Origin of the sequence: Microcystis aeruginosa NIES-4325 (assembly GCF_008974145.1) — a bacterium.
Lineage (GTDB): Bacteria > Cyanobacteriota > Cyanobacteriia > Cyanobacteriales > Microcystaceae > Microcystis > Microcystis aeruginosa_G.
This window is the reverse complement of sequence record NZ_BJKP01000007.1, coordinates 30,118-55,417: the sequence shown is the minus strand read 5'-3', so window position 1 is coordinate 55,417 and position 25,300 is coordinate 30,118. Positions and strand designations below refer to the sequence as shown.

Genomic DNA, 25,300 nt, shown 5'->3' with positions numbered 1-25,300 from the left:
CGGGCAGGGGATAATAGAATTTCTAGTAGCCGTCAGCTATCAACCCTGATTTTTTATCCATGCCAGATTTACCGAAAATTATCCTGAGAAACCATAAAATTGATGCTGTCAAACGATTCCATCCTTGGATATTTTCCGGGGCGATTAAAGAGATGGAGGGGGAAGTCAAAGAGGGTGCTATCGTGGAGGTTTATAGCGATCAAGGCGAATATCTAGCCACTGGACTGTATAATCCCAGCAATATTGCCGTTAAAATTCTTTCTTTCCCAAAAGTCAGCGATATTGCTCAATTATTTCTCGAAAAGTTCCAGAATGCCTATCAGCTGCGACAACAAATCGGTTTAGTGGATAACCCGAAAACTAACTGTTATCGTTTAATTAACGCTGAGGGAGACGGTTTACCTAGTTTAATCGTCGATTGGTACAATGGCACGGCGGTTATTCAAGCTTATTCCCTAGCTTTATACCAACGTCTCGATCTGATTGTCGATTGTCTGAAAACTATCTACGCTGACAATTTACGGGCAGTTTACGATAAAAGTGCCGCAGTTTTGGCGAAAAGTGCCCATACTTCCGAGAATAAATATTTATTTGGTCAAAAAACCAGCGATGAGGTGTTAGAATCCGGCCATCGCTTTATTATTGATTGGGAAAAGGGACAAAAAACGGGATTTTTCCTCGATCAAAGAGAAAACAGAGCTTTATTATCTCAATATTCCCATAATAAACGGGTTTTAAACACTTTTTCTTATTCTGGCGGCTTTTCCGTCTATGCTATGCAAGCCGGGGCTGCCCTAGTCGATTCCGTTGATAGTTCCCACGGTGCGATCGATCTTACCGAAAAAAATATCGCCCTGAATAATCTCAGTCAAGTTCCCCATCAATCCTACAGCGCCGATGTTTTTAACTTCCTGCGCGACTGTCAGGAGGATTACGATCTGATTGTCCTCGATCCTCCCGCTTTTGCCAAAAGTATCCAATCCCGTCATCAGGCGGTTATGGCTTATAAAAGATTAAATCAGCAAGCTTTCCAGAAAATTCGCCCCCAAGGTATTATTTTCACCTTTTCCTGTTCCCAAGTGGTTAACGAAGAACATTTTCAGGGGGCTGTCATGGCTGCCGCTATTGAATCGGCTCGCCCAGTGCGAATTTTAGCACGTTTAAGCCAACCGGCTGACCATCCCACCAGTATCTATCACTCGGAAGGTTCCTACCTGAAAGGATTGGTTTTAGCGGTGGATTGATGGAAAATTAAACGATTACCATCCGGATCATAGATGTAGATTTCCCTGCCGTGGGAAGCTTGGCTAATTTCTCCCCTAGCACCATAGCCGATTTCGCTCCAATGCTCGATCGCTTTTTCGAGACTCTCCACCTCGAAACAAATGCTCATGCCACTGCCCCTAGAATCGCCAAATTCCTCTCTGTGGGACTCTTTAGGGCAAAAAAGACCTAATTTAAGGTTAATCAGCCTAAATTCCGCATAAACGGCGGCAAGGTAGGGGCTTGGTTCCTGTTGCAACAGTTGACGATAAAACTGCACCGAGCGATCAAAATTACTCGTACCTAGGGCAATAAAAGCCTCTGTGTAATTGAATGGACTATCGGGGGGGTTATTCATCGGGGTTGGCAAGCTTTTTCAGTGATCGGTAAACAGTAAACAATGGCTGGGGAAAGTTCAGTCATGGGGTGGCAGGGGGGATTAGGCAACGTCTTCTAAGTAAAGATAAGCCTGAAAACTCATAAATACCCCGCTAATTTCTCGAATGTCTCCCAATTGGGAGATCGCCTCGTTAATGGTGTGATATTTAATCTCGATCAGTTTTGGCAATTTCTCCCGGTCAAGCTCGCCAACGCCAGAGCGAATATACTGATCAAGGATAAAGTCCAGAAACTCCCGTTGTTTTCCCGTATATTTCGAGAAAATTAAATCTTTGTGCTTGATTACCCGCTCTTCTCTGGTCAGGGGTCTGGCTGCGTAGGCGATATAGGTCAGGACATCGTAAATATCACTGTTTTCCGTGTTGGTGATCCGGGCGATCGCCTGTAGCTGTTCCTCGCCGTAGCCTTTTTCCGCGAGTCCGGTTAGCAGGGATTTGCGGGTATCGGGTCGGCCCCAGAGATGGCGCAATTCCGCTTCATCTTGAAAAAGATCGGGAATATCCCCGAAAAGCTGCTGGATAAACTCCTCGGCCGAGATCGGGTTTCCGTCGGCATTCCAGAAAGTTGTTTTCTGGGTGTGTTCTAGTTCTCGTTCCTTGCCGTCGGCCAGTTTGATTTTAATTTTCTGACCTATCGGCAGAGAATCCGGCTCGTCCAGAGGCTCTTCGATCGCGTCAGCTGGTTCGGGGCGCGGTCTCGGATCGATGAGGACGGGTTCCTGCGGTTCCCCGTCCCATTCGGGATCGTTAAAGTTTTCATGGGCTTTAACAAAATCGTAGATAGTAAAATAGTCTTTATTATCGAAAAGGCGCGTCCCCCGCCCGATAATCTGTTTGAACTCGATCATCGATTTGACTGGACGCAGTAGGACAATATTTCTCAGGTTTCTAGCATCCACCCCGGTGGAGAGTTTGCGAGAGGTGGTAAGGATGGTGGGGAGCCTTTTCTCGTTGTCTTGAAACTTTTTTAAGTGGGTTTCTCCCAAGCTGCCATCGTTGGCGGTAACGCGAGCGCAGTAGTTAGGATCGCTGCTGATGGCCATTTGATTGATCAGATCGCGAATGGCTAGGGCGTGATCTTGATTGGCGCAGAAAACTAGGGTTTTCTCGTTTTGGTCGATCGCCTCCATAAAAATTTTTACCCGTTGGCGTTCCCGTTCCTCGATCTCGATAATCCGGTTAAAGTCGGATTCAGTATAAACCTTGTTTTCGTCGATATCGCCCTCGATCAGTTCATCGTCGGGATCATATTGGTACTCGTCGAGGTTGGTGGTGAATTCAACCACCTTGAAGGGGGTTAGGTAGCCCTCGTTAATGCCTTCTTTCAGGGAATAGGTGTAGAGGGGTTCGCCGAAATATTTGTAGGTGTCGCCGTTGAGATCCCGTTTCGGGGTGGCAGTTAATCCCAGTTGTACGGCCGGGGCGAAGTATTCGAGGATTTTTCGCCAAGTGCTTTCGTCGTTGGCCCCGCCCCGATGACATTCATCCACGATCACCAAGTCGAAAAAGTCGGGAGCGTATTCGAGGAAGTTAGGGGCTAGTTCCTCGCCGTTTTGGGTCATAAAAGTTTGAAAGATCGAAAAAAAGACGCTGCCGTTTTTAGGGACTTTCTTTGTTTTCTGGATGTTCTTCGGTTCGATCCTAACGAGGGCATCTTCGGGGAAGGCGGTAAACTCGGTTAAAGCTTGATTAGCCAGAATATTGCGATCCGTAAGGAAGAGAATACAGGGCCGGTGGGTCGGTTCACCGCTCAGGTTCCAACTACTATGAAAGAGTTTCCATGCGATTTGAAGGGCGATCGTTGTTTTGCCGGTGCCGGTGGCCATGGTCAGGAGCATCCGTTTTTGACCAGCTGCGATCGCTTCTAGAACGGCCTGGATGGCGTTGTGTTGGTAGTAGCGGGCCTCGCGCATCCCGCTTTTATTATCGGGGGGGACGGTGGCGAAACGGTCGCGCCAGTGGTTGGGATCGGGGTAGGTGGCGGCCCAGAGTTCTTCCGGGGTGGGGTAGCGATCGATATAGCCTTCTTTTCCGGCGCGGGTATCCACTCGATAAATGCGGAGGCCGTTGGTACAGAGGGCGAAGGGGGTTTGCAGGCGCTCGGCGTAGTCCTTAGCCTGCCCAAGTCCCTCGGTGGGGTGCGCGTCGCGTTTTTTGGCTTCCAGGGTGGCGAGTTTGTGACCGCGATAGACTAAGACATAATCGCAGATTTTCGATGAACTGCGCTGGCCAGAACCCACCAGACGACCGGGGGCAATAACCTCGCGACGAATTTTACTGTCGGGAATGACTCCCCATCCGGCGGCTTTGAGGGCAGGGTCAATCAGTTCGGCTCTGGTTTCGGCTTCGTTCATAAACTAGGGGGCGGAGGCGATGTGTCGGGCTAGATAGTTTTCTAGGAATGTTTGAGTGGAAACGCCCTCTTTCTGGGCTTCGGCTTCTAGTTTGCGAATGATCCAAAAGGGTAAATCGAGTTCGATTTTTTGCTTTTCCCGGTTGGGTCGTCGGGCGGTGGAGAAATCGAGAAATTCGCTCATGTCTTCCCCCGCATCAAATTTCGCGTCAAATTCTTCGGCTTTCATACCATGTAACCTCATTAGTACGGGAACGGCGAACAGAGATAATACGGATCATTTCACTACGATAGGTAATCACGGCCGTCCAATGCTTATCTTGAACTTGACCGATGATTAAATAGCGTGGCTCGGTCTCGCTTTTGCCAGTGATTTCCAGTAGATTGTCGTCTTCCCAGAGTTTTTGGGCTTCGATAAAGTCTATGCCGTGTTTTTGTTGGTTGGTTTTACTTTTGTTTTCGTCGTACTCGAAGCTAGGCATTTCTAGGAATCGGCGAGTTTTTTTACGTCCGCAGTCAAGGCCTCGACCCCGCTTTTTCCCGATGGTTTCCCGTTGGTTCTGGCGGCTGGCCCCGCACCGGGTGGATTACGAGTGTTTGCGAGGGTATAGGTCGGCATCGATGAGCGTTCCCGCTATTCTGTGTATTTTAACCCATCTATTGGCTGAGTTGACCGGTGAAGGCTTTTTCTAGGATCGATTGTTTAAGTTCGGCGATCGCTTCTAGTTTACGTTGGTAAATGGTTTCGAGTTTTTGAGTTTTTTGATAACATTCTTCTATTTGCTCGACGATTTTTTTTTGTTCTACAATTGGAGGAATAAAAACGGGAAAATTTTGTACTATAGCTTTATTAATTTTTTTCATAGTAGGATTAGCACCCTGTGCGCTATTAGAAATTAAGTAGGTAGGCGTTAAAAGTTGTCAGACACCCCCCTTATTAAGGGGGGATTAAGGGGGGATCCCCCCGCCTATCGGCACCCCCCTTATCAAGGGGGGCAGGGGGGATCGAACCTAAAATCCATTTTTAATTTAATTATAACCAGCTACTTAAATGTCGTAGTTTTGATGTTCTAAAATACCAATAAATAAACTTGGTTTCTGCCCACTGCGGGTTAATAGACATTTTCATAATTAAATCGCAACAGAGGGCGGGGTCAATCAGTTCTGCTTTGGTTTCGGCTTCGTTCATGGGCTAGAAATCAAGTTGGCTGATGGCTTCTGCGATCGCTCGATCGGTTATGTCGGTTTGGTCGGTTTTGGAGTAGAGGGTGATGAGGACGATGGTGGTCTGGGTTTGCAGGTAGTAGATAACTCGATAACCGCCGCTTTTCCCCTTTTTAATATCACTGTTTTTGAGGCGAACTTTGAAAACGGGGAAATTGAATCCTTGAATGCGATCGCCGGGGGTTTGTCCTGTCTGAAGGGTCCGAAGTAGGGGTTGTAAGTCTTGGCGGATGGATCGATAGCGTTTGGCGAGGATTTTGAGATCTTTTTGAAAGCGGGGGGTGAGTCTAATTTCGATGGGGTTTTCGTTAATCGACATCAATGCCTTCCCACATTCGATCTAGGGGGATGGTATTTCCCCCTAGGGCTTCTTGCATTCCTTGTTTAAGGTTGGCAACGATTTCCTCGTCTGGGGTGTCGTCTGGGTTGTGCGATCGTTCCCGTTCTAATTCAAGGCGAAAGGATCTAACGATCTCGTAAATCTGAGTCAGGTGATCTTCGGGGATTTCGTGGAGTTCGTCGATGATTTTTTGGATGATCATGGAGCTACGGGAAGACGCTATTTACATTTTAACGGTTCTACTGGCTGAGTTGACCGGTGAAGGCTTTTTCTAGGATCGATTGTTTAAGTTCGGCGATCGCTTCTAGTTTGCGCTGGTAAATGGTTTCAAGTTTTTGAGTTTTTTGAATTGTCTTACTGATACGATTAACAATATTTTTCTGTTCCTCAAGGGTGGGAACAGGGATTTCTAAATTTCTAAAAAAAGTCAAGCTGAGATTTGCGCGTGCAGTATTAACTTCATTTTCATGTAAAATTTTACGAAAATAGGGTGAATTAAGCAGATAGCAAATATACTGATTAAACAACTTATCTGGGAGGCATCTAATCAAACATACCGCTTGGTTAATGTTAGCCGTTTCCTCTCTGGTAAAAATAGCGGTTCTTCCAATAGAAGCTCCCACAATATTTGTTAAAACATCACCTTTCTTTAAAATCGATTTACTATCTTTTTTATTAAATTTTTCTTCGACATATTTAGTTTTTTCAAAAATCAATTCATTAACTCCAACATTTTCACTGGTAACAAAAAGAACTCCTGGATGCTCAACATAGTTAATACCTTGCCATTTAGGGGAAGATCCTTTAGTAATAAGTTCAGTCAAATTATTTAAACTAATAAAATTATAATGATGTGCATAATTGGTAAAAACTTGGTTTAAATAACTATCAAAAAGCTCCCGGGCATTAATTAAGTTTCTTCGGGTGTTGGCTTCAGCTTGGGCTATACCCTCGAAAGCTTTGTCTAGTATCTCTACTATTCTTTTTTGTTCTTCGATCGGGGGAACCGGAATTTTGATTTTTTCTAAAGCACTCTTAGAAAGTTCTTTAAATGTTGTACCTGTTCCAAGATCGTTTAACAATTTAATGTTAGATTTAAGAAAATAGAAAAGAAATTTAGTATCAAGATTATTCTTCGGTATTAATCCTCGACAACCTTGATTGGTAGCCATTTCTTGAAGATTGATAATTAAATGTCCTATAGGCGCTCTTGTTGAGAGGATAACCGAATTTTTTGGAATAAGTTTTGCAGAGGATTTTTGTAGTCCTAATTTAGAAATAGTACGACTTGTGGTAGAGACAAAAACATTTTTAGCTTGTCCCATATCTTTAGGAGTTATCCATAATACATCTCCGTCCCAATATTCAGAAACTTCGCTTTTCGGAGTTCCGCCATTGACTATTTCTGTCACGTCACCCAGTTGATAAATTTTCCATTGTGATTTCATAATATCTCTCCAATGCCCGCCAATTTTTCCGCACTTTTGCCAAGCTAAATTTAGTATATCTTTGGAAAAAAATCAATAAGCACTTTGTCGATGAACGGCGCTGACCACTAAAACCAACATCTTCCCATCTTCAACTTCATAAATCACGCGATAGCTCCCCACGCGAATCCTATACATATCTTCGTAACCCTTGAGCTTTTTTACTCCATCCGGTCTAGGATTGTCGGCCAGTAACTTTATTTCAGCCAATAAACGAGAACGAACTTTCGGGGGTAATTCCCTTAACTGCTTTTGAACGGGTTTCGGAATAATTACTCGGTAACTCATTCTAAACTCGCTTCAAACTCGTCTACAGTCAGATAATCCCCCCGCTCGTAAGCTAAACGGGACTCGGCAATACTAACCGCTTCTACCTCCGAAACCTCATCATCAAGATAGCGATTTTTAATAAACAAAGTAAAATCTAATACTTCCGATAACAAAGCTTCGGGGATTCGATCGATTTCTTGGATTAACTGTTCTTTAATATTCATTTCTCTCTATTACCTCTATCTATTTTATCTAGCAGATCGCTAAAATCGCCCTGATTATCCCTTCCCATCAGCTAGGAGAAGACTCCAATAAATCGGAAATCGCCTCTAAAATCGACCCACTTTCCCGGTCCAATTCCGCAATCTCCGCTAAAATTTCCTCCGGCTCGCGTAAAGGATCGCCCTCCGGCGCGTTGGGATTTTTCACCGACAAATCGAAGGAACCCGGATCGACCTCCTCTAAGTCTAAAAACCAAGAGCGCTCCGATAGCTTAAAAGTCGATTGAAACTCGATGAACTCTTGCAAATCATCATCATTGAGCGCGTTTGTTTTTCCCAGACTTCGCCCCGGTTCGAGTTGATAAAACCAGATTTTCTGCGTCGGCGAACCCTTAGTGAAAAATAAAACCACCGTCTTTACCCCCGCCCCTAAAAAGGTCTTAGCGGGACAATCCAAAACCGTATGGAGATTACAGGACGAGGTTAACTCCCTCCGTAACTCTCTAGAGGCGTTGTCCGCGTTCGACAGAAAGGTATTCTTAATAACGATCGCTCCCCGTCCCCCGGTTTTCAAACTCTTGATAAAATGCTGGAGAAAAAGAAAGGCCGTCTCTCCGGTATTGATCGTGAAATTGCCGCGGATCTCCTTCCGTTCGTTGCCTCCGAAGGGGGGATTAGCTAAAACGATGTCATAACGATTCTTCTCTTGAATCGCTTGAATATCTTCGGCCAGGGTGTTGGTCTGAATAATATTCGGAGCCTCGATCCCGTGCAGGATCATATTCATCACCCCGATAATATAGGCTAAAGCCTTTTTCTCCTTGCCGAAAAAAGTCCTCGTCTGTAGCGTTTCTAGCTCCTTCGTACTCAGATCGGCCTTACTGTGGCGTAAATACTCGTAGGCCTCGCAGAGAAACCCCGCCGAACCGCAGGCCCCGTCGTAAATCGTCTCCCCTAATTGCGGTTTAATCACTTGAATCATCGCCCGGATCAGGGGCCGGGGGGTGTAATATTCGCCCCCGTTTCGCCCCGCATTGCCCATATTTTTGATCCGGGTTTCGTAGAGGTCCGAAAGCTCGTGTTTCTGCTGTTGCGTGCGAAACTGAAGCCGGTCGATACTTTCGAGAACTTCCCGCAGGTTATACCCGCTCTGAAACTTATTGCGCACCCCCGCAAAAATTTCCCCGATCTTAGCCCCGAACGTCCCCGGTTCTGCGTATTGCTTGAATCCCTGAAAGTAGGGAAATAGGTCGCTATTGACGAACTCGATCAGATCGTCCCCTACCTTGGCAGTTTTCAGCAGTTCACCCCTCCCGTCCTTGGGGTAGGCCCAACTCGACCAGCGATAGGGTTCGTCTAGTAACGGATCGTAGTCTTCCCCCGTCAATAATGCCCGATTCTGGCGATCGACTGACCGATCGTCGAGATATTTCAAAAAGAGAATCCAGGATATCTGTTCTGCGTAATCCAACTCCGTGGCGCATCCCGCCTCTTTTCGGAGAATATCGTCGATATTCTTAAATGTCTGCTCGAACATAGGAAAAAGATTAGATACTCTCAAATCTTACCTCGATCGCTCCCTTATCCTGAGCATAGATTTTTAAAAAGGCTGAAAATGCTTCAGCCTCGTCTAAAAAATCAGATTTTACCCGCAAAATTAACTAATAGGATTAGCTGGCTCCTTGCTTTCCAGGGTTTCGGGAACAGCTTCCGTCTTACCAAAAGCGACTCTGAGGAAGGGAGGAGCGAGGAAAGTGGTCAGGATTACCATAATAATAATCGACACCTCTAAAGGCTTATCCAAAATTCCGCTGGCTGAACCAATCCCAGCAAAAACTAGACCCACCTCACCCCGGGGAATCATACCCACACCGATGGCGAGGCGATTGATTCCGGATATACCAAAAACTGCCCAGCCCGTCACCAGTTTACCGATAATCGCCACAACCATCAAAAAGACAGCGATCAAAAGTCCAGCCCGATTCTCCGGTACCGTTGGGTTTAAAACACCGAGGTCGGCACGCGCTCCCACCGTCACAAAGAAAATCGGTACAAGCAAATCGGCGATCGGTTTAATTAACTCATCCAACTCGTTGCGGGTATCGGTTTCATCAAGCACCAAACCGGCGGCAAAGGCCCCTAAAATCGCTTCCAGATGAATAGCATTGCCCAAAAATGCCATAAAGAAAGCGAAGACAAATGCTGGAATAACAATATTTCCCCTTGTTTTCAGCCGCTCCACGATCGCCACAAAACTTTTGTTAAAAACACCTCCCAACAAAATTGAGCCGATCAAAAAGGCCGTAGCGCTGACGATCAAATAAATAACATTGACCACATCGATTTCACCGGTTTTGGCCAAACTAGCGACCACAGCCAGAACAATAATACCAAGGACATCATCGATCACCGCCGCACCGACGATAATTTGCCCTTCTTTGGATTTGAGTTGACCTAACTCGGACAACACCTTCGAGGTAATACCGATACTGGTTGCCGTCAAGGCTGCCCCTGCAAAAATCGCCGGGATGGCCGCCACATGAAAGACGAGCATTAACCCGGCCGTACCTGCCGCAAAAGGTGCCGCAACCCCCACACAGGCCACAACCGTGGCTTGAATTCCCACTTCCTTGAGTTGTCGCAGGTCGGATTCTAGGCCAATTTCAAACAGCAGAATAATCACACCGATTTCAGCTAGAACCGAAATCACTTCACTTTGGGACTCAAAGATCCGGTCCACGGCAGCCGGGGCCAATTGATTCAATCCTTGCAGTACCGTCATAATCAGCGAGTCAGAGGCCGATAGTCCCCCTTCGGGAAAGATGACCAGATGCAGTGCCGAAACGCCGACGATCACACCGGCGACCAGTTCTCCCAGTACGGGCGGAAAATCTAATTTTCTGGCGGCCTCCGCGCCGAGCTTGCTGGCCAGATAAATCACCACCAGCGTCAGCAATACCCCGGAGAGAATAATCGGTGAATCCTCGGCCACAACGGTGGCGAGCAAGGGGATCGGAGCCATGGGGGCGGCTATCTCCCCAATCGAAGGAGGCAGAATAGGGGACAAAATCATGAGTTTAAAGGGATGAGGGTTAAAGGTTTCAGGTGGTCATAAAACTGGGGGATAGGAAAAAGGTCCACCGCCCAAGGACAGTCAAGCTGGGGATGGGGTTGCCCGGATCAAGACAAGCTTAGTTGTCTAGATTCCACAGCCCTCTGGTCCACAGAAACTCTGTCCGTACAGAACCTCCGCGTCACAGATATAGATCATGCCCGCAAAATTGAGGAAAAACTGATCGGCAACCTGCTTGGCAATATTCTGGGCCATAATTCGATCGGGGGTGAGTACCTCGAACTTAACATTACTGTCGGTTTCGGAAACGTGGGGTTGTCCCGACGAGCGCACGTTGCGACTGCCTTTACCGCCAGTCTCCATCACCGTGTAACCGGTCGCCCCGGCTTCTTCGATGATCTTGGCGACTTTTTTCAGCAAAATCTTTTCTGTGACGATGACGAGCTTTTTGGCTGGTTTAGCCATGTTGATTATCTCCTTAAAAAATATGTACATTTATTTGCTTGGTAGGCCCCGTCAAGGGAACGCCCACAGACCACAATCCTTCTGGAATTAGCCGCCGCTGAGGGCCTGGGCGAGACCAAGGAAGAACGGGATACATAAGCCGATCGCTACGGGTGTACCGATGGCCGTGGACGCGCCTATATAGGCGGAGGGGTTAGCCGAGGGGATACCGGCCCGCAACGTGGGCGGCCCGGAGATGTCGGAACTAGAGGAAGCGATAACGGCCAGAACCACGACACCGCCCCAACTGAACCCGGTGGCGTAGTGGGCAACCATGCCGAGACCGAAGGCGATTAGACCATGCACAAAGGGTGCTAGGACGCTATAGACCACATACCACTGGGCCACCTTACGCAGTTCACCCACCCTTGACCAGGCCTCCATCCCCATGACCAGCATCAAGATTGAAAGCAAGCCGCGAAAGAGGGGATCGTAGAAGCTTTTATAGACAGTTTCCGGCTCGGTGAATATGCCCAAAGCCAGACCTAATAACATGGCCGATAGGGCAGGTCCGCGCAGGCTTTCTTCAATGATCGGCCAGATCTTGACCCGATTATCCGCTGGCTGCTGTAGGCTGAGATACTCCTGCCGACTGCTGGGATAATCCTGCTGATCGGAATAATCCCCGGCCGCCACCGGCTGCTTGCTAAAAGACTCTTGGTCGTAGGCTGCTTCTTTCTGCTTCTTCTTGTTAAGATAAATGTTAGCCACCACGATCGCCGTTACCAGCGCCGGGATATCCATAAAAGGATAGAGTGCGCCAGCCCAGGCCTCGTAGGGGATCTTTTGTTCTTCGAGTACCGTCAGACCGGCTGCCATAGTCGAGCCACTCACGGCTCCAAATAATCCCCCAGTCGCGATCGCATCGACCACTTTCACCTTGGGCAGATTGGCTAAGGTATAGCGGGCGACGAAGACCACAATAATCCCTACTATGACGGCAAAGATCATCGGTAACACCATTTCCGTTAGGTTGGAATTGCGGATGGCAATCCCGCCGGTCAGACCGATTTTGGTCAGCAGCATGAAGACGATGATCGTACAAATCGACTCTGGGATGACCAATTCACTACCGAGAGCGGCAATGATCATGCCACCAATCAAAAAGGCTAGTGTTGGGGACTGCAACTGCTTAACAAAGTCCATGACAAACAATGACAAAAAATCCACGAATACCTCCTTGGGCCTCCCCTGATGAGGAGTATTGAATATAAATGAACTGTCAAGAGTTAAAGAAAATAAGGGTCAGGTGCTTCACCCCAACAGCAGGCGTACTTCCCAATGCGGTTAAATTTATGTCGGGTAAACCCCTTGATTAACCTCAAAATCCTCTGGTTCTTGGTGAGGATGGGTCTTGACAAAAGTTACCGCTTGTTGTAGGGCGATGGTTCTGTCCATTAGCACATGATCGGGGGGTAGTTGGGCTAAAATGCCGAGACGTTCCAAACGATGCTGGATTTTGCTGGTGGCACCAACGATAAAGACTTGTAAACCTTTATCGATCGCATCTTTAATCGCATTTTCGATCGCTAAAGAAGCTGTCACCCCTAACAAAGGCACATCACTCAAGTCGACGATTAAAACATCCGCTTCCTTCATGGCTGTGTGTTCCCTGGCGATCGCTTTCGAGACTCCAAAGATCATCGGACCACTGAGATAAAATAGGATGATGCGACCGTTAGCTTGGTTGAGTAACCGTTTTTCTTCTGGACTTAGGAGAATCTCGTCATCGTTATCGGTGATTGTTTTCACTTCCTGCGCTTGCAGTTCACTGAGGCGATCAATGGTGAGAATATTAGCAATAAAGACCCCCACACCCACAGCAACGATCAGATCGACGAATACTGTTAATAACAGTACACCGTACATGATTAGCGTCCCTTTCAGAGAAATCTTGTGGGAGCGTTTCAGGAAACTCCAGTCGAGAATATCGATCCCCACTTTTAGGGCAATCCCCGCTAATACCGCCATGGGGATACTCTTAGTTAAACCGGCGGCCCAGAGAACGACGACTAATAAAATTAAAGCGCGAGTAATGCCAGAAAGGGCAGTGGTCGCACCGGTTTGAATATTGACGACAGTTCCCATCGTGGCCCCGGCACCGGGTAAACCGCCACAGATTCCTGATACTAAGTTACCAATACCTTGACCAATCAATTCTTTATTCGATTTGTGTTCGGTACGGGTCAAACTATCGGCAATTACCGCCGTTAATAGGGTATCAATACAACCCAACATCCCTAAAACTGCCCCATCCACCAACATTGTGATCATTTGGGCAGCACTAAAGGTGGGCATTTGCAAGGTGGGTAAACCCACGGGAATATCCCCAATCCGGCGAATTTCAGCACCTTGGAAGAAAAACAGCGAAATCAGAGTTCCTATCACCAAAGCTAATAACTGAGGGGGGACAAAACGCTTGAATTTCGAGGGCATCAGGAAGATGATCGCCAAGGTAATTGCCCCCAGAATGGCTTCAGGGGGATTGATATTAGAGAGTAGTTCCGGGATTTTCTGCACTGTGCCTAAAACCCCTCCTTTGGGGGCTGCTTGCCCTAAAAAGGGCGGAATTTGCAGAATAATCAGGATTACCCCGATCCCAGACATAAAGCCAGAAATAACGCTATAGGGCATCAGGGTGATGTATTTACCCATTTTGAAGATACCGAACAGAATCTGGAAAATGCCCGCTAACATGACCACCGTAAAGGCCATGGGTAGGCCTAATTCGGGATTTTTGGCGGTTAAACTGGCCACGATCGCCGTCATTACTACCGTCATCGGCCCCGTTGGTTCCGAAATTAACGTGGGTGTGCCACCAAAAAGGGCAGCAAAAAAACCCACACAGACAGCACCGTACAAACCAGCGATCGCACCAGCCCCAGAAGCTACACCGAAAGCGAGAGCTAGAGGGAGAGAAACGATGGCAGCTGTTAGACCACCGAATATATCGCCCCGCAAATTGTCAAAATGAATACGATTGGTTATTTCCATGAGAATCCAACTGAGCAAAGGATTTTTTGCCACAACAAAGCCGGCGGTAGACAGACCAGCCTTGATAGACAAAAGTTTATGGTTTTTAAAGATCGATTGTTATAAATCTATACTAGAACGGATATCTTGACAAGCAAATTTTATAAATTGAGCTTGAATCGATATATCTTTACAAAAGTATTGATTTAAACCTATGATAGTAAGCGGGGTGGGGAGGTTTTCACTCGTTCCCCTCCATTCCTGCTTCTGTTTAGCAAAGCTCCTCAAGGCAGTAACAGAAGTGTAGCTCTCTAGAGGCCTCTCTTGATTCACGCCACTTTACATCAACTGATTGTCTTTGAAGCGACGGCTCGTCATGGCAGTTTTACTAGGGCTGCGGAAGAACTATCGATCACCCAACCCACCGTTTCCACCCAGATGAAACAACTGACTAAATCAGTGGGTTTACCCTTATTTGAACAGATAGGCAAACGTTTGTATTTAACCGAGGCCGGACGCAGTTTATTAGTAACCTGTCAGGCAGTCCTCAAGGATCTTGATAACTTTGAGATGGCGATCGCTGATATCAAGGGCATTAAACAGGGTAAACTGCGTTTAGCGGCGGTATCCACAGCCCAATATTTAATTCCTCAGATACTAGGTCCTTTTTGTCAACAGTACCAAGGGGTGGATGTGTCCCTAGAATTGACCAATCATCAAGACCTAGAAACAAGGATGATCAATAATGTTGATGACCTATATATTTTAAGCGAACCCCCCCAAGAGCTAAACCTGGAGATTCGACCGTTTCTGGAAAATCCCCTGGTGGTAATTGCCCGCAAAGATCACCCCCTAGCGGGACAGCAAAAAATTCCAATTAAACGACTGCAAGGGGAACCTTTTATTATGCGGGAAATGGGATCGGGAATTAGACGGGCAGTACAGCAAATTTTTCTCGACCATGGCATCACTGTATCTCTGCGTTTGGAAATCGGCAATAATGAAGCCATTAAACAAGCGATCGCCGGTGGTTTAGGAATTTCGGTTCTGTCTCAACACGTCTTAAATTTAGACCCTCCCAATGGGGAATTTACCATCCTTGACGTGGAAGATTTTCCCATCCAACGCCATTGGTATGTGGTTTATCCCAAGGATAAAAAACTATCGGTGATCGCCAAGACTTTTCTGGATTATCTCCTCAATATTCAGCCCCAAACTTTCTTGGGAGACTGTTCCTAAATAAATAGACCTCTTGCAAAAATCAAAAATTGTTGTGAGGTTTAGGAGTCAGTAGTCAGGAGAATTAAGAATAAATAATAATCAATTAAAGGCTCTATTTAGTGATTTTATGCAATTTTATGCCTATTTTTCTCATTTTTGAACCCTCAAAAGTTAATTATGCAAGAGGTTTAATATTCAGGGGGAAGTAAATCGTAGCAAAAATTAACTTCTAGAGACAGGATATTTGCTTAGTATAGAAACAGAGAGATTATACCTAAGAACTGACCCCATAACCAGCCAAAAGCAATATAAGCGGCGAAAGTGATCATTTTCTAGGCGAGTATTGCCTTAGTAATTGACGATTTTTACTTTTTACTCAATTTTATGTCTTTAACTCTCTCAGAACAACTCAAACGAGAACAGTTATCCTACCCCCAAACTCTCCTCCATCATCTGCAAAGGTTACGGCATTTTGTGACAGTAGAAGGAGAGGAGAAATTGCAGCAGTGGAAAAACCTGATTGAAAAGGAGAATTTTCAACCTAGCACCCGTAATTTAGCCTATTATCTCGCCCTGAGACAAGAAGATATCCGGGATTTACAATTAGCTTTAATGCCCTGGGGATTATCTTCCCTAGGCCGGATTGAATCGAAAGTTTTACCGACTCTCGATGCGGTAATTGCCACTTTAGGGGCGGTTTGCCATCAAGAATCCTCATTATTACCAAAACATCCTCCTTTAGAGGCATTTTTCCAGGGAGATCAACTTTTAGCCTCCCATAGCGCCGAAGTTTTCGGTCTGCCTTCCCCCCGGCGTCGGGTGCGAATTATGGTGACAATGCCGACGGAGGCGGCAACCGACCCCGATTTTATCGCTCAATTACTGCGTTGCGGGATGGACTGTATTCGCATTAATTGCGCCCATGATGGCCCGAAAGAGTGGCAGGGAATGATTGAAAATCTGCACGAGGCGGTCAAAAATCCCGAAAATTTAGTCAATGGACATACCTGTAAGGTTTATATGGACTTAGCCGGCCCAAAAATCCGTTTAGAACAGATTTTAGCCCCCCAGTCCCAAACCAGACTATACCAAGGGGATTTTCTCCTCTTAACCACCCAAGCGCCCCAGACTGCCCATCCTCAGTATTTTCAGGCTAATTGTTCCCAACCGGAAATTATTCCCCAAATTCCCGTCGGGGCGAAAGTTTGGATTGATGATGGCCATATCGGGGCTGAAGTTATTGCCATAATGCCGGAAGGTCTTTTACTAAAAATTACCCACGCCAGGGAGAAAGGGGAAAAACTGAAAGCAGATAAGGGACTAAATTTCCCCGATACCGTCTTAAATATCGATCCTTTGACCGCAAAAGACCGGCAAGATTTAGATTTTATTGCCGAAAATGCCGATATTATCGGTTACTCTTTTGTCCAAAAAGCCAGCGACATCGAGACACTACAGCTAGAGTTACAAAGTCGTTTGGGGGATGCTTGGCGACAAAAAGCAATTGTGGCCAAAATAGAAACACCTTTAGCCGTGAAAAATCTACCTGAATTAATCATCCATGCCGCCGGTAAACAACCTTTTGGGGTGATGATTGCCCGGGGTGATTTGGCTGTAGAAATTGGCTATCAAAGATTAGCAGAAATTCAAGAGGAAATTCTCTGGTTATGCGAAGCGGCCCATATTCCGGTAATTTGGGCCACCCAAGTCCTAGAAAATCTGGTCAAGAAAAGTATTCCCTCCCGGGCCGAGATTACCGATGCCGCTATGGCCGAAAGGGCTGAATGTGTCATGCTGAATAAGGGGGAATATATCCGGGAAGCGGTGACAATTCTCGATGATGTTTTACAAAGAATGCAGACCCATCAAGCTAAAAAAACCCCCCAATTACGCGCTCTCCATTCTTGGGTTTAGGCAGTTTCAGTTATCAGTTATTTTAGCTATCAGTATTCAGGAGATTATTTTTATTTATTCTCCCCAGTTCATAATTCATAATTACTAATTCGGATCTCTTATTCTTTGTGTGATCAGTTTAACTTACTATAGAAGCGATCAATCTTTGTGTCCTCTGTGTCCCTGTGGTTTCTTCCACTCGGTCTCGCGTAGCGAGGGCGTTGCGACCGCCAGCAGGACTGTATCTTAGAATACATTTTACTCACCAAACCTAAGAGAACCCTAATTCCCACTCCCCCACACCTTTTCAACAGGATTGAGAATCAGAGGCAAATTAACACATATTAACGCATATTATTGACCGCACCGCTAACCAAACCAGCGCTAACATAGCGACCATAACCATCAAGACGGTTTTGTTGAGCGATTCGAGAGGGATTATTGACGAGATCGGCAACTCCCACACCCATCATCACCACGGAGATAACTGCGATTAAGTAGTTACGGACAAAAGTTGGATTTTGGTGGCTGACTAACATGGTTGTTACCTCTCTTTCCTGTCGATAACCTTAGAATACGAGAGGGTTTGGGGTGATGTCAGTCCCATAATTCCTGGTGACAGAAGTGGAAAAAAGTAGAATCCACAGATAAGCTATGATTTTTTGTCGATTAGAATGGGGAAATAGGGAATCGGGAACAGGAAAAGGGCAATGTTCGTCTTCAATCTGGTTAAATAATCAGTAAATTGCCTTAAAACTGACATATTCTCGAGAATATGACCTTAAAAACCGCGATTATGACCATAAAATTTTTCTGGCCTTTAGTTTTAGGATTATGTATTGTTATTATTGACAATGGGCAAGCTCTGAGAGCAGAAACGGTAACTTTGAGTGCCAGTCAACGGCAACAACTGCGATCGCTAGATGCTAGGATTATTTTACCTAACTATATCCCTCCCGGATTTCGGGCCAGCGAGATTAAAATCCTCGCAGAAGAGGGGAAGGGATACGCAGTCCTCTTTGAAAATGCCGAGAATAGCTGTTTTTTAGTGGAAGGAATCGAAAACGCCAGGGGCGATGATGGTTTAGAATTAGAGGGAACCCTAGCGCTCAATTCCCCACTATTTGGAGAAGGATACTGGCTCAATTATGGTACACCCAAAGACTCGGAATTAAGGCAACAATTCCCCGAACCCGATTTGTATTCCGATTGGATGAAAATGGGAGAATATTTTTATCGTCTCAGTGGGGCATTAATTGCCCGGGAGGAGTATGATTATCCTAATTGCCGTCAGGATATTTCCCCATCGGAAGCGGTTAAAATAATCGAATCTTTTGGAGATAACCATTAAATTGAATTTATCTACAGTCATTTCTAATCTACAACAAAAAGGCAAGGAGCGGTTAGCTTGGTCTGATTTTTGCTGGTTAGGATTAGTAATAATTTTGGGACTGGTTATTAGGTTAACACAATTAACGAGCAAACCTCCCTGGACGGATGAATTTGCCACTATGGTGTTTAGTATTGGCAATAATTACCAGATAGTGCCGTTAAATCAAATAATTTCCCTAGACACTTTATTAGCACCTCTCCAGAGCAACCATCAGGCAACTATTGCCGATGTAATTAAGTTGGTTATTCAGGAGGATAATCATCCACCTTTATATTTTATTCTCGCCTATCTCTGGAATAAATTATTCTTTGATCGGGGAGAATATGTATCTTTAGCAGGAATGCGATCGCTGGCAGTGTTTTGGGGAGTTATTTCGATTCCTCTAATTTATTTTATCAGTAAATTGGTCTTTAAATCTGGCTCGATCGCTTTTCTGTCGGCAATTTTAATGGCGGTTTCTCCCTACGGGGTGTTTATCTCCCAAGAAGCGCGTCATTATACTTTAGCGGTTGTATTTGTCCTCATATCTTTAGGCTGTTTTCTGAGGGCAAGCGGTAAAATTATCCACCGTCAGAGAATATCCCCTACTTTGGTTTTTTTCTGGTTAATTGTCAACTGTCTAGGGTTATTAGTCCACTATTTTTTTAGTTTAACTATCCTAGCAGAAGGGATAACTTTGTTATTGATTTTATTCAATCAAATCAAACAAAAAAACTTTTGGATAACTAATTGGTGGCGTTTAAGTTCAGTTTTTTTAGGTAACTTGAGCTTTATTATTATTTGGTTTATCACCTTTGTTCCCAAAGATTATGGCAATCAGATGACTGGTTGGATTCAGAGAGATAATGATAGTTTTTTAGCCGTAATTAGCCCCTTTTTTCAATTGCTGGGAACATTAATTACTATGCTTTCCCTGCTCCCTGTTGAATCAGAATCTTTAATAATTATCTTGATTTCTGGGGCAATAATGATCGGGTTTTTTCTCTGGATTATCCCACAATTTAAAACAGCATGGTTAGACTCCTATAAACCCGAATTAGGCATTCTCTCGGCATTTTTTCTCAGTTCAATTGCCATTTTTTTTGTCATCACCTATCTGCTCTCAATCGATATTACCCGGGGAGCTAGATATAGTTTTGTTTACTTTCCCTCGGTAATTTTAATTCTAGCAATTCTATTAGACAATTGTTGGCATAGGCAGCAGAAAAGAATAGTAATTATTGTCCTTATCATGGCTTTAGTTAGTTCCCTAAGTGTGACTTTTAATTTAGGCTATCGTAAGTATTATCGGCCAGATAAATTAGTCACCACTATCGAAAATAGTGGCCGTTATCCGTTAGTAATTGCCACCAGCTATAGGAGTTTGGTCCAGGTGGGAGAAATGATGGGAATTGCTTGGGAATTTAACCAAAAATTTCCCAACAAAAACCCTAAGTTTCTCTTAGTTAACCCAGAACAAAAGCCAAATTTTAATCTGTCATCTTCTCCCCCTTTTGAATTATGGTTAATTAATTTCCATTCTTCAATAGATTTATCGGACTGTCAACCTTCAGAGTTATCCTCCAATTATGTAACAGGTTATCAATATCAAAAGTTTCTCTGTGGGCGATCGATGGATTATAATAATAAAGTTAAGTAGGGCTATTAACTATGATTATTTGGGTAAATGAACAGATTGACCCCTGTGGTTTAGTACAAGCTTGTATTGCCTGTCAAGATGAACAAGCGGCAAAAGATTGTCATCAAAGTTGGTTAACCAGTCTTACGGACGAACAAAAACAAGCGGGGTGGATAGCAGTTTTAAGAACCGTAGAATCTTGGGATGATGTACCTGTAAATGCTCTGAAGTTAAGTTATTAAATCTCCTGCAAAAATCAAAAATCTTCCGTTGGGTGAGGAGACTCCGAGACAGGAGATATCTGGCTAAAATAAAAAAGAGGGCAGGTTTTAGCCCACCCTTTGATCTTATTTTAAACGAATTACTAACCGGCGATCGGGTTCCACGCCGCGACTTTCCGTGGTTAAATCGTTTTCTTCCTGAAAAAAGGCATGAATTTGGCGACGTTCTGCCGAAGATAGGGCTTTTAATTCTATTTCCTGTCCTGTTTGCCGCACTTGCGTCGCCGCTTGATTCACCCAATCGAAAAGTTCTGCCTGTCTTTGTTGACGATAGCCGTTGATTTCGACAATATAGAACTGGTGTTCTGCCGACTCGACACCAATATTTAGAATCGTATTAGCCAGGGATTGAATCGCATCTAGTCCCTCACCCTTGTTAGCGAGGAGGAGTTCCACTTGTTGGGGACTCAATTGACTACTATCAATAATTAACCAACAGGAGGAAGGTCCAGTTCCCAATTCCTGCACACCAATCTGGACATCTGTGGGCATGGCCATCAACTTTAGCAGTTTTTCCAGCCATTGTTTAGCTTTCTCGCTATTTTGCTCCCATATACTCATTACGATGTTTTTTCCTTTTTCTTGCTAGAACGTTTTTCAAAGGGGAGGGCATCGCGGGATTTTTCCGTTTTTTCCTGTTCCGCTACCAATTTTTGCAGGTTTTCCGGTAACGGTTCCCGCATTAAAATCACCGTTTGAATAGTTTGGAAGATGTTCGCGGTTAAGATATACATCAATACCCCCGCCGGTAAGGGAAAAAACAGGAACATCATACTAAAAATTATCGGGGTGATTTTATTCACCGTTTGCTGTTGTTGGGCTGCCCCCCCCGAAGGCGCGCCGGCACCGGATAACTCTTGGTTAACATAGATACTAATACCGAAAGCGATCACCATCGCCAAAATATCCCAGTGAATTTCACCATTGGCACCGGTGGCCCCAATTCTTCCCAAGGCCTCAATAAAGAGAAAACCCGTATTAGCGGCAATCCCTGGCACGATAACTTTAATACTGGCATCTCCGGGGGCTAAAGCGACGATAGACCCGTCTTGATTAACTTGCACCAGTTCTTGACCTTTAACCACCTCGTAGGTGGGTTTTAGGTTATTTTCGGGTACTTCCGTCGCTAATTGGCTTAAAGACTTGCCCTGGTCGTTTTGCAGGTCGATGTTTACCTGTTCTCCTGGGGCGATTTTATTGCCTTGGGGTAAAAAAGCGGTGATGGGATAGTGGAGAGACTCGTCAATATAGACGTTTTGGGGTTTGGTGGCATAGGGTTGGCGCTGGACGAGGGCGATTTGTTCGGCCGGCAGCACCTGTAAATCGACGGTGTAGTTAATATCCGAGAAAGGGGAACCCCGCAGCGTCGCAAATAAAGCCAAAAGAATCGGCATTTGTAATAACAGGGGTAAACAACCGGCTAGGGGATTGCCCAACTCCTGCATTAATTTGCCCATTTCCTCCTGTTGTTTTTGCGGGTCATTTTTGTAGCGTTGTTGAATTTCTGCCTGTCTTTCCTTCATCAAGGGTTGAGTGATTCGCATTTTTCTCATATTGCGAATCTGGCCGGCGCTGAGGGGAAAGACGGCAAATCTGACCACCAGCGTTAAAGCAATGATGGCGAAACCGTAACTATGCACAATCCGAAAGAAAAAATCTAGGATTGGCAACATGATATTTGTGGAAATAAATCCGACTCCAAAATCCATGGCTTTAATCTATGCCTTCTCGTTGAATGGGGGTTCACTTGTAACAAATCTAATTTATCGAATCTCGGCGATCGATTATTTTGTTTTATTGACTGATGATCGATTCTAGGGGACGACCGGTTTTATCGGCGACTCTTTCGGCAATGTAGTCGTGAATTTCCCGGAATTTCGGCATCGCGCGCATTTCTAAACGACTTCTATCCTTGAGAGTTACGACAATATCCCCCCAAAGACCAATTCCTCTGGGCATTTTCGCTACTTTTGCCACTTCTGAATAGATAATATCCGTGCGATCGCGTCCCATCCAACCCCCGGTGATCGAAATCCGCCGATCGGTTATCTTATATCTTAACCAGATTGCCCGCACCACTGCCCCAACGGTTAAAGGTAAACAAATCACTGTAAATCCTAGCAGTATATTGATGATTAGGTCGCCGATGTGCGGACCGCCTTCATAAAAAGTTTCTTCTTTAATGCCCATGAATTATATTGGCCTTCACTAACAACTGCTTTAATTCTCGCAAAAAATGTTCATAATTGCACTCGATCGCCTCGGGACGGATAATGATTATCCCTCGCCATCCTGCTGCTATTTCTGGCAATAACTGCCGAATTACCGCTCGTATTTGCCTTTTTAGTCGATTACGAACCACCGCTTTTTTACTAACTTTCTTGCTAATCGAGATACCAAAACGACTGGGGCCGGGGGAATCTGGGCAAGAATCCTCTAAACTAATTAAGGTTAAGTGGGAACCGTGATAACGCTTCCCTGTTCCATAGACAGCTTGAAAATCCTGTCGATGCTTTAAGCGATGAATTTGGGCTAGTCCCACGAAAGTTAGTCGGTTCCCAGAATAACCTAAACACTTAAACGATAGCGCCCTCTTTTCCGACGAGCTTTAATTACTTTGCGTCCGTTGACGCTACGCATTCTCGCTCTAAATCCGGAAGTGCGCTTTTGTTTGCGCGTGGTTCCTTCTAAAGTACGTTTACTCACTGCTGATTTTTCTCCTTAAGATAGAGTTAGTCTATAGATATAAAGACACAATTTTCTATTATAACAAAATTACTAGGAATTGGGAAGCTCATGGTCAAGCTCCGTTTCGGTCGAGATATCTGTAATTGTCTGTCGGTGGCTGAAAAGCGCGAATGGTTAGTCACTAATGGTATTGGTGGTTTTGCTGCGGGAACTGTGGCCGGATTGCTGACTCGCTGTTATCATGGCCTTTTGATCGCGGCTTTGGCTCCACCGACGAAAAGAACGCTGCTTGTGACTAAAATCGATGAATCGATACAATATAACCAGAAACTTTATCATTTGGCCAGCAATCGCTGGTTAGGTGGTGCGATCGAACCACAAGGCTATATTAACATCGAAAGTTTTCATCTGGAAGGCACAATTCCCGTCTGGACTTTTATCTGTGGGGATGCCTTACTAGAAAAGCGCCTTTGGATGGAACAGGGAGAAAATACCACCTATACTCGCTATACCTACCTTCGCGGCAATTCTCCCCTAACTCTTAATCTGACTGCTTTTGTCAATTATCGTGATTTTCACGGCAATACCCAGGGTTTTAACTGGCAAATGGCTATTAGTCCCGTGGAAAAAGGAGTAAGAGTGATTGCCTATGACAATGCTGTACCTTTTTATCTATTAACCAGTCAGGGACAGGTTTTTCCCGCTCATATCTGGTATTATCGCTTTGATTTGTCCTTGGAACGTTATCGTGGTTTAATCGATCGGGAAAATCATCTCCATGGGGCTAGTTTTGCGGCTACTCTCAAAGTGGGAGAATCGGTGACAATTGCCGCTAGTACCCGTCCCGATCCGAATTTAGACGGTCAATCTTCTCTAGAGTCTCGCTATCGCTACGAAAATAGTCTGATTAATCCCCAGCAGCCCCGATGGATTCAACAACTTACCCTGGCAGCTGACCAGTTTATCGTTAGTCGTCCTCTCCCCGATGAACCAGAGGGCAAAACGATAATCGCCGGTTATCCTTGGTTTGGTGATTGGGGTCGCGATACGATGATCTCCCTAAGAGGATTAACTTTGACTACAGGCCGACCTGCGATCGCACGTCAGATTTTACTAACTTTTTCCCGTTATCTAGACCGGGGTTTATTGCCGAATTTGCTCCCCGATGGCGGAGAAATGCCCGAATATAACGCTGTCGATGCTATTCTGTGGTATTTTGAAGCCATTCGCTCCTATTTTAACCAAAGCCAAGATTTTGAGTTTCTCAAAACTATTTATCCCGCTTTAACGGAAGTGATCGCTTGGTTTCGTCGCGGTACTCGCTACAATATTCACCTAGATGACGATGGTTTGATCTATGCCGGTGAAGCGGGAGTACAGTTAACTTGGATGGATGCCAAAGTTGATAATCTGGTGATTACTCCCCGCATCGGCAAACCCGTAGAAATTAATGCTCTTTGGTTCAATGCCCTAAAAATTATGGTTCAATTTGCCCAGTATTTGGGCATGGATGCCACTGATTACGAAAAAATGAGAGAAATGACCTTAAAAGGGTTTTCTCGCTTCTGGGACGATTCTCTGGGGTATTGTTACGATGTTTTAGATACGGACAAGGGCAATAATGCCAGTTTACGACCGAATCAACTTTTTGCCCTGTCTTTGTCGGTGGGGGAATTATTAAATTTCCCACAGAAAAAGGCTATTGTCGATATTTGTACTGTCAAACTTTTGACTCCTCGCGGTTTGCGATCGCTGGATGCCGATCATCCTGATTACCGTGGCGTTTACAGTGGCGATCGCTTAAAAAGAGATAGTGCCTACCATCAGGGGACAGTCTGGGGATGGTTATTAGGGGCATTTATCGAAGCCCATCTAAAAGTCTATCGCGATCCGATCCTAGCGGAGAGTTTTTTAACACCGATGATCGATCATCTTCGGGATAGCTGTATCGGTAATTTAAGTGAAATTTTTGATGGTAATGCCCCTTTTACTCCTAGGGGAGCTTTTGCCCAAGCATGGACGGTGGCAGAGATATTAAGGGTTTGGCAAGTGATCCGAGAATTTACGCCATAATCCTTTAAAATAAGCAATGGTTAGGTG

At 45.2% G+C, this 25,300-nt stretch carries 29 protein-coding genes; 7 read left to right on the top strand and 22 right to left on the bottom strand.

Features of this window, described 5'->3' with window-relative positions:
* The first annotated feature begins 59 nt into the window (after positions 1 to 59).
* Complete coding sequence (locus tag MiAbW_RS05660; RefSeq protein ID WP_151695284.1) at positions 60 to 1,244, top strand: class I SAM-dependent rRNA methyltransferase; 1,185 nt, start codon at positions 60 to 62, stop codon at positions 1,242 to 1,244.
* On the opposite strand, the gene MiAbW_RS05655 is transcribed toward MiAbW_RS05660, so the two are convergent.
* The 16 genes from MiAbW_RS05655 to bicA form a co-directional block, all read right to left on the bottom strand.
* A complete protein-coding gene (locus MiAbW_RS05655; RefSeq protein ID WP_104396131.1) occupies positions 1,211 to 1,621 on the bottom strand; it encodes a VOC family protein in 411 nt (136 codons plus the stop codon). The two genes, MiAbW_RS05660 and MiAbW_RS05655, sit on opposite strands and share 34 nt — an antisense overlap.
* Positions 1,622 to 1,702: 81 nt before the next feature.
* A complete protein-coding gene (gene hsdR / locus MiAbW_RS05650) occupies positions 1,703 to 4,015 on the bottom strand; it encodes an EcoAI/FtnUII family type I restriction enzme subunit R (protein WP_151695283.1) in 2,313 nt (770 codons plus the stop codon).
* Between the two features lie 3 nt (positions 4,016 to 4,018).
* Positions 4,019 to 4,243, bottom strand: coding sequence for a type II toxin-antitoxin system BrnA family antitoxin (gene brnA / locus MiAbW_RS05645; RefSeq protein WP_016515715.1), 225 nt, complete (start codon positions 4,241 to 4,243; stop codon positions 4,019 to 4,021).
* Complete coding sequence (locus tag MiAbW_RS05640) at positions 4,224 to 4,496, bottom strand: BrnT family toxin (protein ID WP_045359780.1); 273 nt, start codon at positions 4,494 to 4,496, stop codon at positions 4,224 to 4,226. Before MiAbW_RS05640 ends, brnA begins: the two co-directional genes overlap by 20 nt.
* A 175-nt stretch (positions 4,497 to 4,671) precedes the next feature.
* Positions 4,672 to 4,878 carry a hypothetical protein gene (locus tag MiAbW_RS05635; protein WP_149973163.1) on the bottom strand — a complete coding sequence of 69 codons (207 nt, stop codon included), beginning with the start codon at positions 4,876 to 4,878 and terminating at the stop codon, positions 4,672 to 4,674.
* A 169-nt stretch (positions 4,879 to 5,047) separates the two neighbouring features.
* Positions 5,048 to 5,203 carry a hypothetical protein gene (locus tag MiAbW_RS19920; RefSeq protein WP_238707198.1) on the bottom strand — a complete coding sequence of 52 codons (156 nt, stop codon included), beginning with the start codon at positions 5,201 to 5,203 and terminating at the stop codon, positions 5,048 to 5,050.
* A gap of 3 nt (positions 5,204 to 5,206) precedes the next feature.
* Complete coding sequence (locus MiAbW_RS05630; RefSeq protein WP_104396132.1) at positions 5,207 to 5,557, bottom strand: type II toxin-antitoxin system RelE family toxin; 351 nt, start codon at positions 5,555 to 5,557, stop codon at positions 5,207 to 5,209.
* Entirely contained in the window at positions 5,547 to 5,780 is a 234-nt protein-coding gene (locus tag MiAbW_RS05625; RefSeq protein WP_045359782.1) for a hypothetical protein, read from the bottom strand. Before MiAbW_RS05625 ends, MiAbW_RS05630 begins: the two co-directional genes overlap by 11 nt.
* Before the next feature lie 37 nt (positions 5,781 to 5,817).
* Positions 5,818 to 7,026 carry a restriction endonuclease subunit S gene (locus MiAbW_RS05620; protein ID WP_151695282.1) on the bottom strand — a complete coding sequence of 403 codons (1,209 nt, stop codon included), beginning with the start codon at positions 7,024 to 7,026 and terminating at the stop codon, positions 5,818 to 5,820.
* A gap of 72 nt (positions 7,027 to 7,098) precedes the next feature.
* Positions 7,099 to 7,353, bottom strand: coding sequence for a type II toxin-antitoxin system RelE family toxin (locus tag MiAbW_RS05615; protein ID WP_151695281.1), 255 nt, complete (start codon positions 7,351 to 7,353; stop codon positions 7,099 to 7,101).
* A complete protein-coding gene (locus MiAbW_RS05610) occupies positions 7,350 to 7,559 on the bottom strand; it encodes a DUF2281 domain-containing protein (RefSeq protein WP_151695280.1) in 210 nt (69 codons plus the stop codon). Before MiAbW_RS05610 ends, MiAbW_RS05615 begins: the two co-directional genes overlap by 4 nt.
* Positions 7,560 to 7,626: 67 nt before the next feature.
* On the bottom strand, positions 7,627 to 9,093 hold the full coding sequence (locus MiAbW_RS05605; RefSeq protein WP_151695279.1) for a class I SAM-dependent DNA methyltransferase: 1,467 nt from the start codon (positions 9,091 to 9,093) through the stop codon (positions 7,627 to 7,629).
* Between the two features lie 120 nt (positions 9,094 to 9,213).
* Positions 9,214 to 10,629, bottom strand: a complete 1,416-nt coding sequence (locus MiAbW_RS05600) for a cation:proton antiporter (RefSeq protein WP_151695278.1) — start codon at positions 10,627 to 10,629, stop codon at positions 9,214 to 9,216.
* Positions 10,630 to 10,755: 126 nt separating this feature from the next.
* Complete coding sequence (locus tag MiAbW_RS05595) at positions 10,756 to 11,094, bottom strand: P-II family nitrogen regulator (protein ID WP_151695277.1); 339 nt, start codon at positions 11,092 to 11,094, stop codon at positions 10,756 to 10,758.
* An 87-nt stretch (positions 11,095 to 11,181) separates the two neighbouring features.
* Complete coding sequence (locus MiAbW_RS05590) at positions 11,182 to 12,303, bottom strand: sodium-dependent bicarbonate transport family permease (RefSeq protein WP_151695276.1); 1,122 nt, start codon at positions 12,301 to 12,303, stop codon at positions 11,182 to 11,184.
* A gap of 123 nt (positions 12,304 to 12,426) precedes the next feature.
* Positions 12,427 to 14,127, bottom strand: a complete 1,701-nt coding sequence (gene bicA, locus MiAbW_RS05585) for a bicarbonate transporter BicA (protein ID WP_151695352.1) — start codon at positions 14,125 to 14,127, stop codon at positions 12,427 to 12,429.
* A gap of 303 nt (positions 14,128 to 14,430) precedes the next feature.
* Between bicA and MiAbW_RS05580 the strand changes: the two genes are divergently transcribed.
* Both MiAbW_RS05580 and MiAbW_RS05575 read left to right on the top strand, forming a co-directional pair.
* Positions 14,431 to 15,345: a LysR family transcriptional regulator gene (locus MiAbW_RS05580; protein WP_151695275.1), complete on the top strand. Its 915-nt coding sequence runs from the start codon at positions 14,431 to 14,433 to the stop codon at positions 15,343 to 15,345.
* 366 nt (positions 15,346 to 15,711) lie between these two features.
* Positions 15,712 to 17,241, top strand: coding sequence for a pyruvate kinase (locus tag MiAbW_RS05575; protein ID WP_151695274.1), 1,530 nt, complete (start codon positions 15,712 to 15,714; stop codon positions 17,239 to 17,241).
* Positions 17,242 to 17,564: 323 nt separating this feature from the next.
* Here the strand turns inward: MiAbW_RS05575 and MiAbW_RS05570 are convergent, their stop codons facing one another.
* Entirely contained in the window at positions 17,565 to 17,759 is a 195-nt protein-coding gene (locus tag MiAbW_RS05570; protein ID WP_002738625.1) for a hypothetical protein, read from the bottom strand.
* A 236-nt stretch (positions 17,760 to 17,995) separates the two neighbouring features.
* On the opposite strand from MiAbW_RS05570, the gene MiAbW_RS05565 reads away from it, so the two are divergent.
* The 3 genes from MiAbW_RS05565 to MiAbW_RS05555 are packed head-to-tail and all read left to right on the top strand — an operon-like array spanning position 17,996 to position 20,473.
* Entirely contained in the window at positions 17,996 to 18,571 is a 576-nt protein-coding gene (locus MiAbW_RS05565) for a hypothetical protein (RefSeq protein ID WP_151695273.1), read from the top strand.
* 1 nt (position 18,572) lies between these two features.
* A complete protein-coding gene (locus tag MiAbW_RS05560) occupies positions 18,573 to 20,252 on the top strand; it encodes a glycosyltransferase family 39 protein (protein WP_151695272.1) in 1,680 nt (559 codons plus the stop codon).
* A gap of 11 nt (positions 20,253 to 20,263) precedes the next feature.
* Positions 20,264 to 20,473 (top strand): hypothetical protein, encoded by a 210-nt coding sequence (locus MiAbW_RS05555; protein WP_002801820.1) that lies wholly within the window; start codon positions 20,264 to 20,266, stop codon positions 20,471 to 20,473.
* A gap of 105 nt (positions 20,474 to 20,578) precedes the next feature.
* On the opposite strand, the gene MiAbW_RS05550 is transcribed toward MiAbW_RS05555, so the two are convergent.
* The 5 genes from MiAbW_RS05550 to rpmH form a co-directional block, all read right to left on the bottom strand.
* On the bottom strand, positions 20,579 to 21,073 hold the full coding sequence (locus MiAbW_RS05550; RefSeq protein ID WP_151695271.1) for a Jag family protein: 495 nt from the start codon (positions 21,071 to 21,073) through the stop codon (positions 20,579 to 20,581).
* Entirely contained in the window at positions 21,073 to 22,221 is a 1,149-nt protein-coding gene (yidC, locus tag MiAbW_RS05545; protein WP_151695270.1) for a membrane protein insertase YidC, read from the bottom strand. Before yidC ends, MiAbW_RS05550 begins: the two co-directional genes overlap by 1 nt.
* 85 nt (positions 22,222 to 22,306) lie before the next feature.
* On the bottom strand, positions 22,307 to 22,702 hold the full coding sequence (locus MiAbW_RS05540) for a PH domain-containing protein (RefSeq protein ID WP_002738951.1): 396 nt from the start codon (positions 22,700 to 22,702) through the stop codon (positions 22,307 to 22,309).
* Complete coding sequence (rnpA, locus tag MiAbW_RS05535) at positions 22,692 to 23,054, bottom strand: ribonuclease P protein component (RefSeq protein ID WP_151695269.1); 363 nt, start codon at positions 23,052 to 23,054, stop codon at positions 22,692 to 22,694. The genes MiAbW_RS05540 and rnpA overlap by 11 nt, the downstream gene beginning before the upstream one ends.
* Before the next feature lie 26 nt (positions 23,055 to 23,080).
* Positions 23,081 to 23,218 carry a 50S ribosomal protein L34 gene (gene rpmH, locus MiAbW_RS05530; RefSeq protein ID WP_002739276.1) on the bottom strand — a complete coding sequence of 46 codons (138 nt, stop codon included), beginning with the start codon at positions 23,216 to 23,218 and terminating at the stop codon, positions 23,081 to 23,083.
* A gap of 90 nt (positions 23,219 to 23,308) precedes the next feature.
* Between rpmH and MiAbW_RS05525 the strand changes: the two genes are divergently transcribed.
* Positions 23,309 to 25,273: an amylo-alpha-1,6-glucosidase gene (locus MiAbW_RS05525; RefSeq protein WP_151695268.1), complete on the top strand. Its 1,965-nt coding sequence runs from the start codon at positions 23,309 to 23,311 to the stop codon at positions 25,271 to 25,273.
* Positions 25,274 to 25,300 lie beyond the last annotated feature (27 nt).

Coding starts and splice junctions, on each gene's coding strand:
- MiAbW_RS05660 (WP_151695284.1), top strand. CDS start 60: ATGCCAGATTTACCGAAAATTATCCTGAGAAACCATAAAATTGATGCT.
- MiAbW_RS05655 (WP_104396131.1), bottom strand. CDS start 1,621: ATGAATAACCCCCCCGATAGTCCATTCAATTACACAGAGGCTTTTATT.
- hsdR (WP_151695283.1), bottom strand. CDS start 4,015: ATGAACGAAGCCGAAACCAGAGCCGAACTGATTGACCCTGCCCTCAAA.
- brnA (WP_016515715.1), bottom strand. CDS start 4,243: ATGAAAGCCGAAGAATTTGACGCGAAATTTGATGCGGGGGAAGACATG.
- MiAbW_RS05640 (WP_045359780.1), bottom strand. CDS start 4,496: ATGCCTAGCTTCGAGTACGACGAAAACAAAAGTAAAACCAACCAACAA.
- MiAbW_RS05635 (WP_149973163.1), bottom strand. CDS start 4,878: ATGAAAAAAATTAATAAAGCTATAGTACAAAATTTTCCCGTTTTTATT.
- MiAbW_RS19920 (WP_238707198.1), bottom strand. CDS start 5,203: ATGAACGAAGCCGAAACCAAAGCAGAACTGATTGACCCCGCCCTCTGT.
- MiAbW_RS05630 (WP_104396132.1), bottom strand. CDS start 5,557: ATGTCGATTAACGAAAACCCCATCGAAATTAGACTCACCCCCCGCTTT.
- MiAbW_RS05625 (WP_045359782.1), bottom strand. CDS start 5,780: ATGATCATCCAAAAAATCATCGACGAACTCCACGAAATCCCCGAAGAT.
- MiAbW_RS05620 (WP_151695282.1), bottom strand. CDS start 7,026: ATGAAATCACAATGGAAAATTTATCAACTGGGTGACGTGACAGAAATA.
- MiAbW_RS05615 (WP_151695281.1), bottom strand. CDS start 7,353: ATGAGTTACCGAGTAATTATTCCGAAACCCGTTCAAAAGCAGTTAAGG.
- MiAbW_RS05610 (WP_151695280.1), bottom strand. CDS start 7,559: ATGAATATTAAAGAACAGTTAATCCAAGAAATCGATCGAATCCCCGAA.
- MiAbW_RS05605 (WP_151695279.1), bottom strand. CDS start 9,093: ATGTTCGAGCAGACATTTAAGAATATCGACGATATTCTCCGAAAAGAG.
- MiAbW_RS05600 (WP_151695278.1), bottom strand. CDS start 10,629: ATGATTTTGTCCCCTATTCTGCCTCCTTCGATTGGGGAGATAGCCGCC.
- MiAbW_RS05595 (WP_151695277.1), bottom strand. CDS start 11,094: ATGGCTAAACCAGCCAAAAAGCTCGTCATCGTCACAGAAAAGATTTTG.
- bicA (WP_151695352.1), bottom strand. CDS start 14,127: ATGGAAATAACCAATCGTATTCATTTTGACAATTTGCGGGGCGATATA.
- MiAbW_RS05575 (WP_151695274.1), top strand. CDS start 15,712: ATGTCTTTAACTCTCTCAGAACAACTCAAACGAGAACAGTTATCCTAC.
- MiAbW_RS05570 (WP_002738625.1), bottom strand. CDS start 17,759: ATGTTAGTCAGCCACCAAAATCCAACTTTTGTCCGTAACTACTTAATC.
- MiAbW_RS05565 (WP_151695273.1), top strand. CDS start 17,996: ATGACCTTAAAAACCGCGATTATGACCATAAAATTTTTCTGGCCTTTA.
- MiAbW_RS05555 (WP_002801820.1), top strand. CDS start 20,264: ATGATTATTTGGGTAAATGAACAGATTGACCCCTGTGGTTTAGTACAA.
- MiAbW_RS05550 (WP_151695271.1), bottom strand. CDS start 21,073: ATGAGTATATGGGAGCAAAATAGCGAGAAAGCTAAACAATGGCTGGAA.
- yidC (WP_151695270.1), bottom strand. CDS start 22,221: ATGGATTTTGGAGTCGGATTTATTTCCACAAATATCATGTTGCCAATC.
- MiAbW_RS05540 (WP_002738951.1), bottom strand. CDS start 22,702: ATGGGCATTAAAGAAGAAACTTTTTATGAAGGCGGTCCGCACATCGGC.
- MiAbW_RS05525 (WP_151695268.1), top strand. CDS start 23,309: ATGGTCAAGCTCCGTTTCGGTCGAGATATCTGTAATTGTCTGTCGGTG.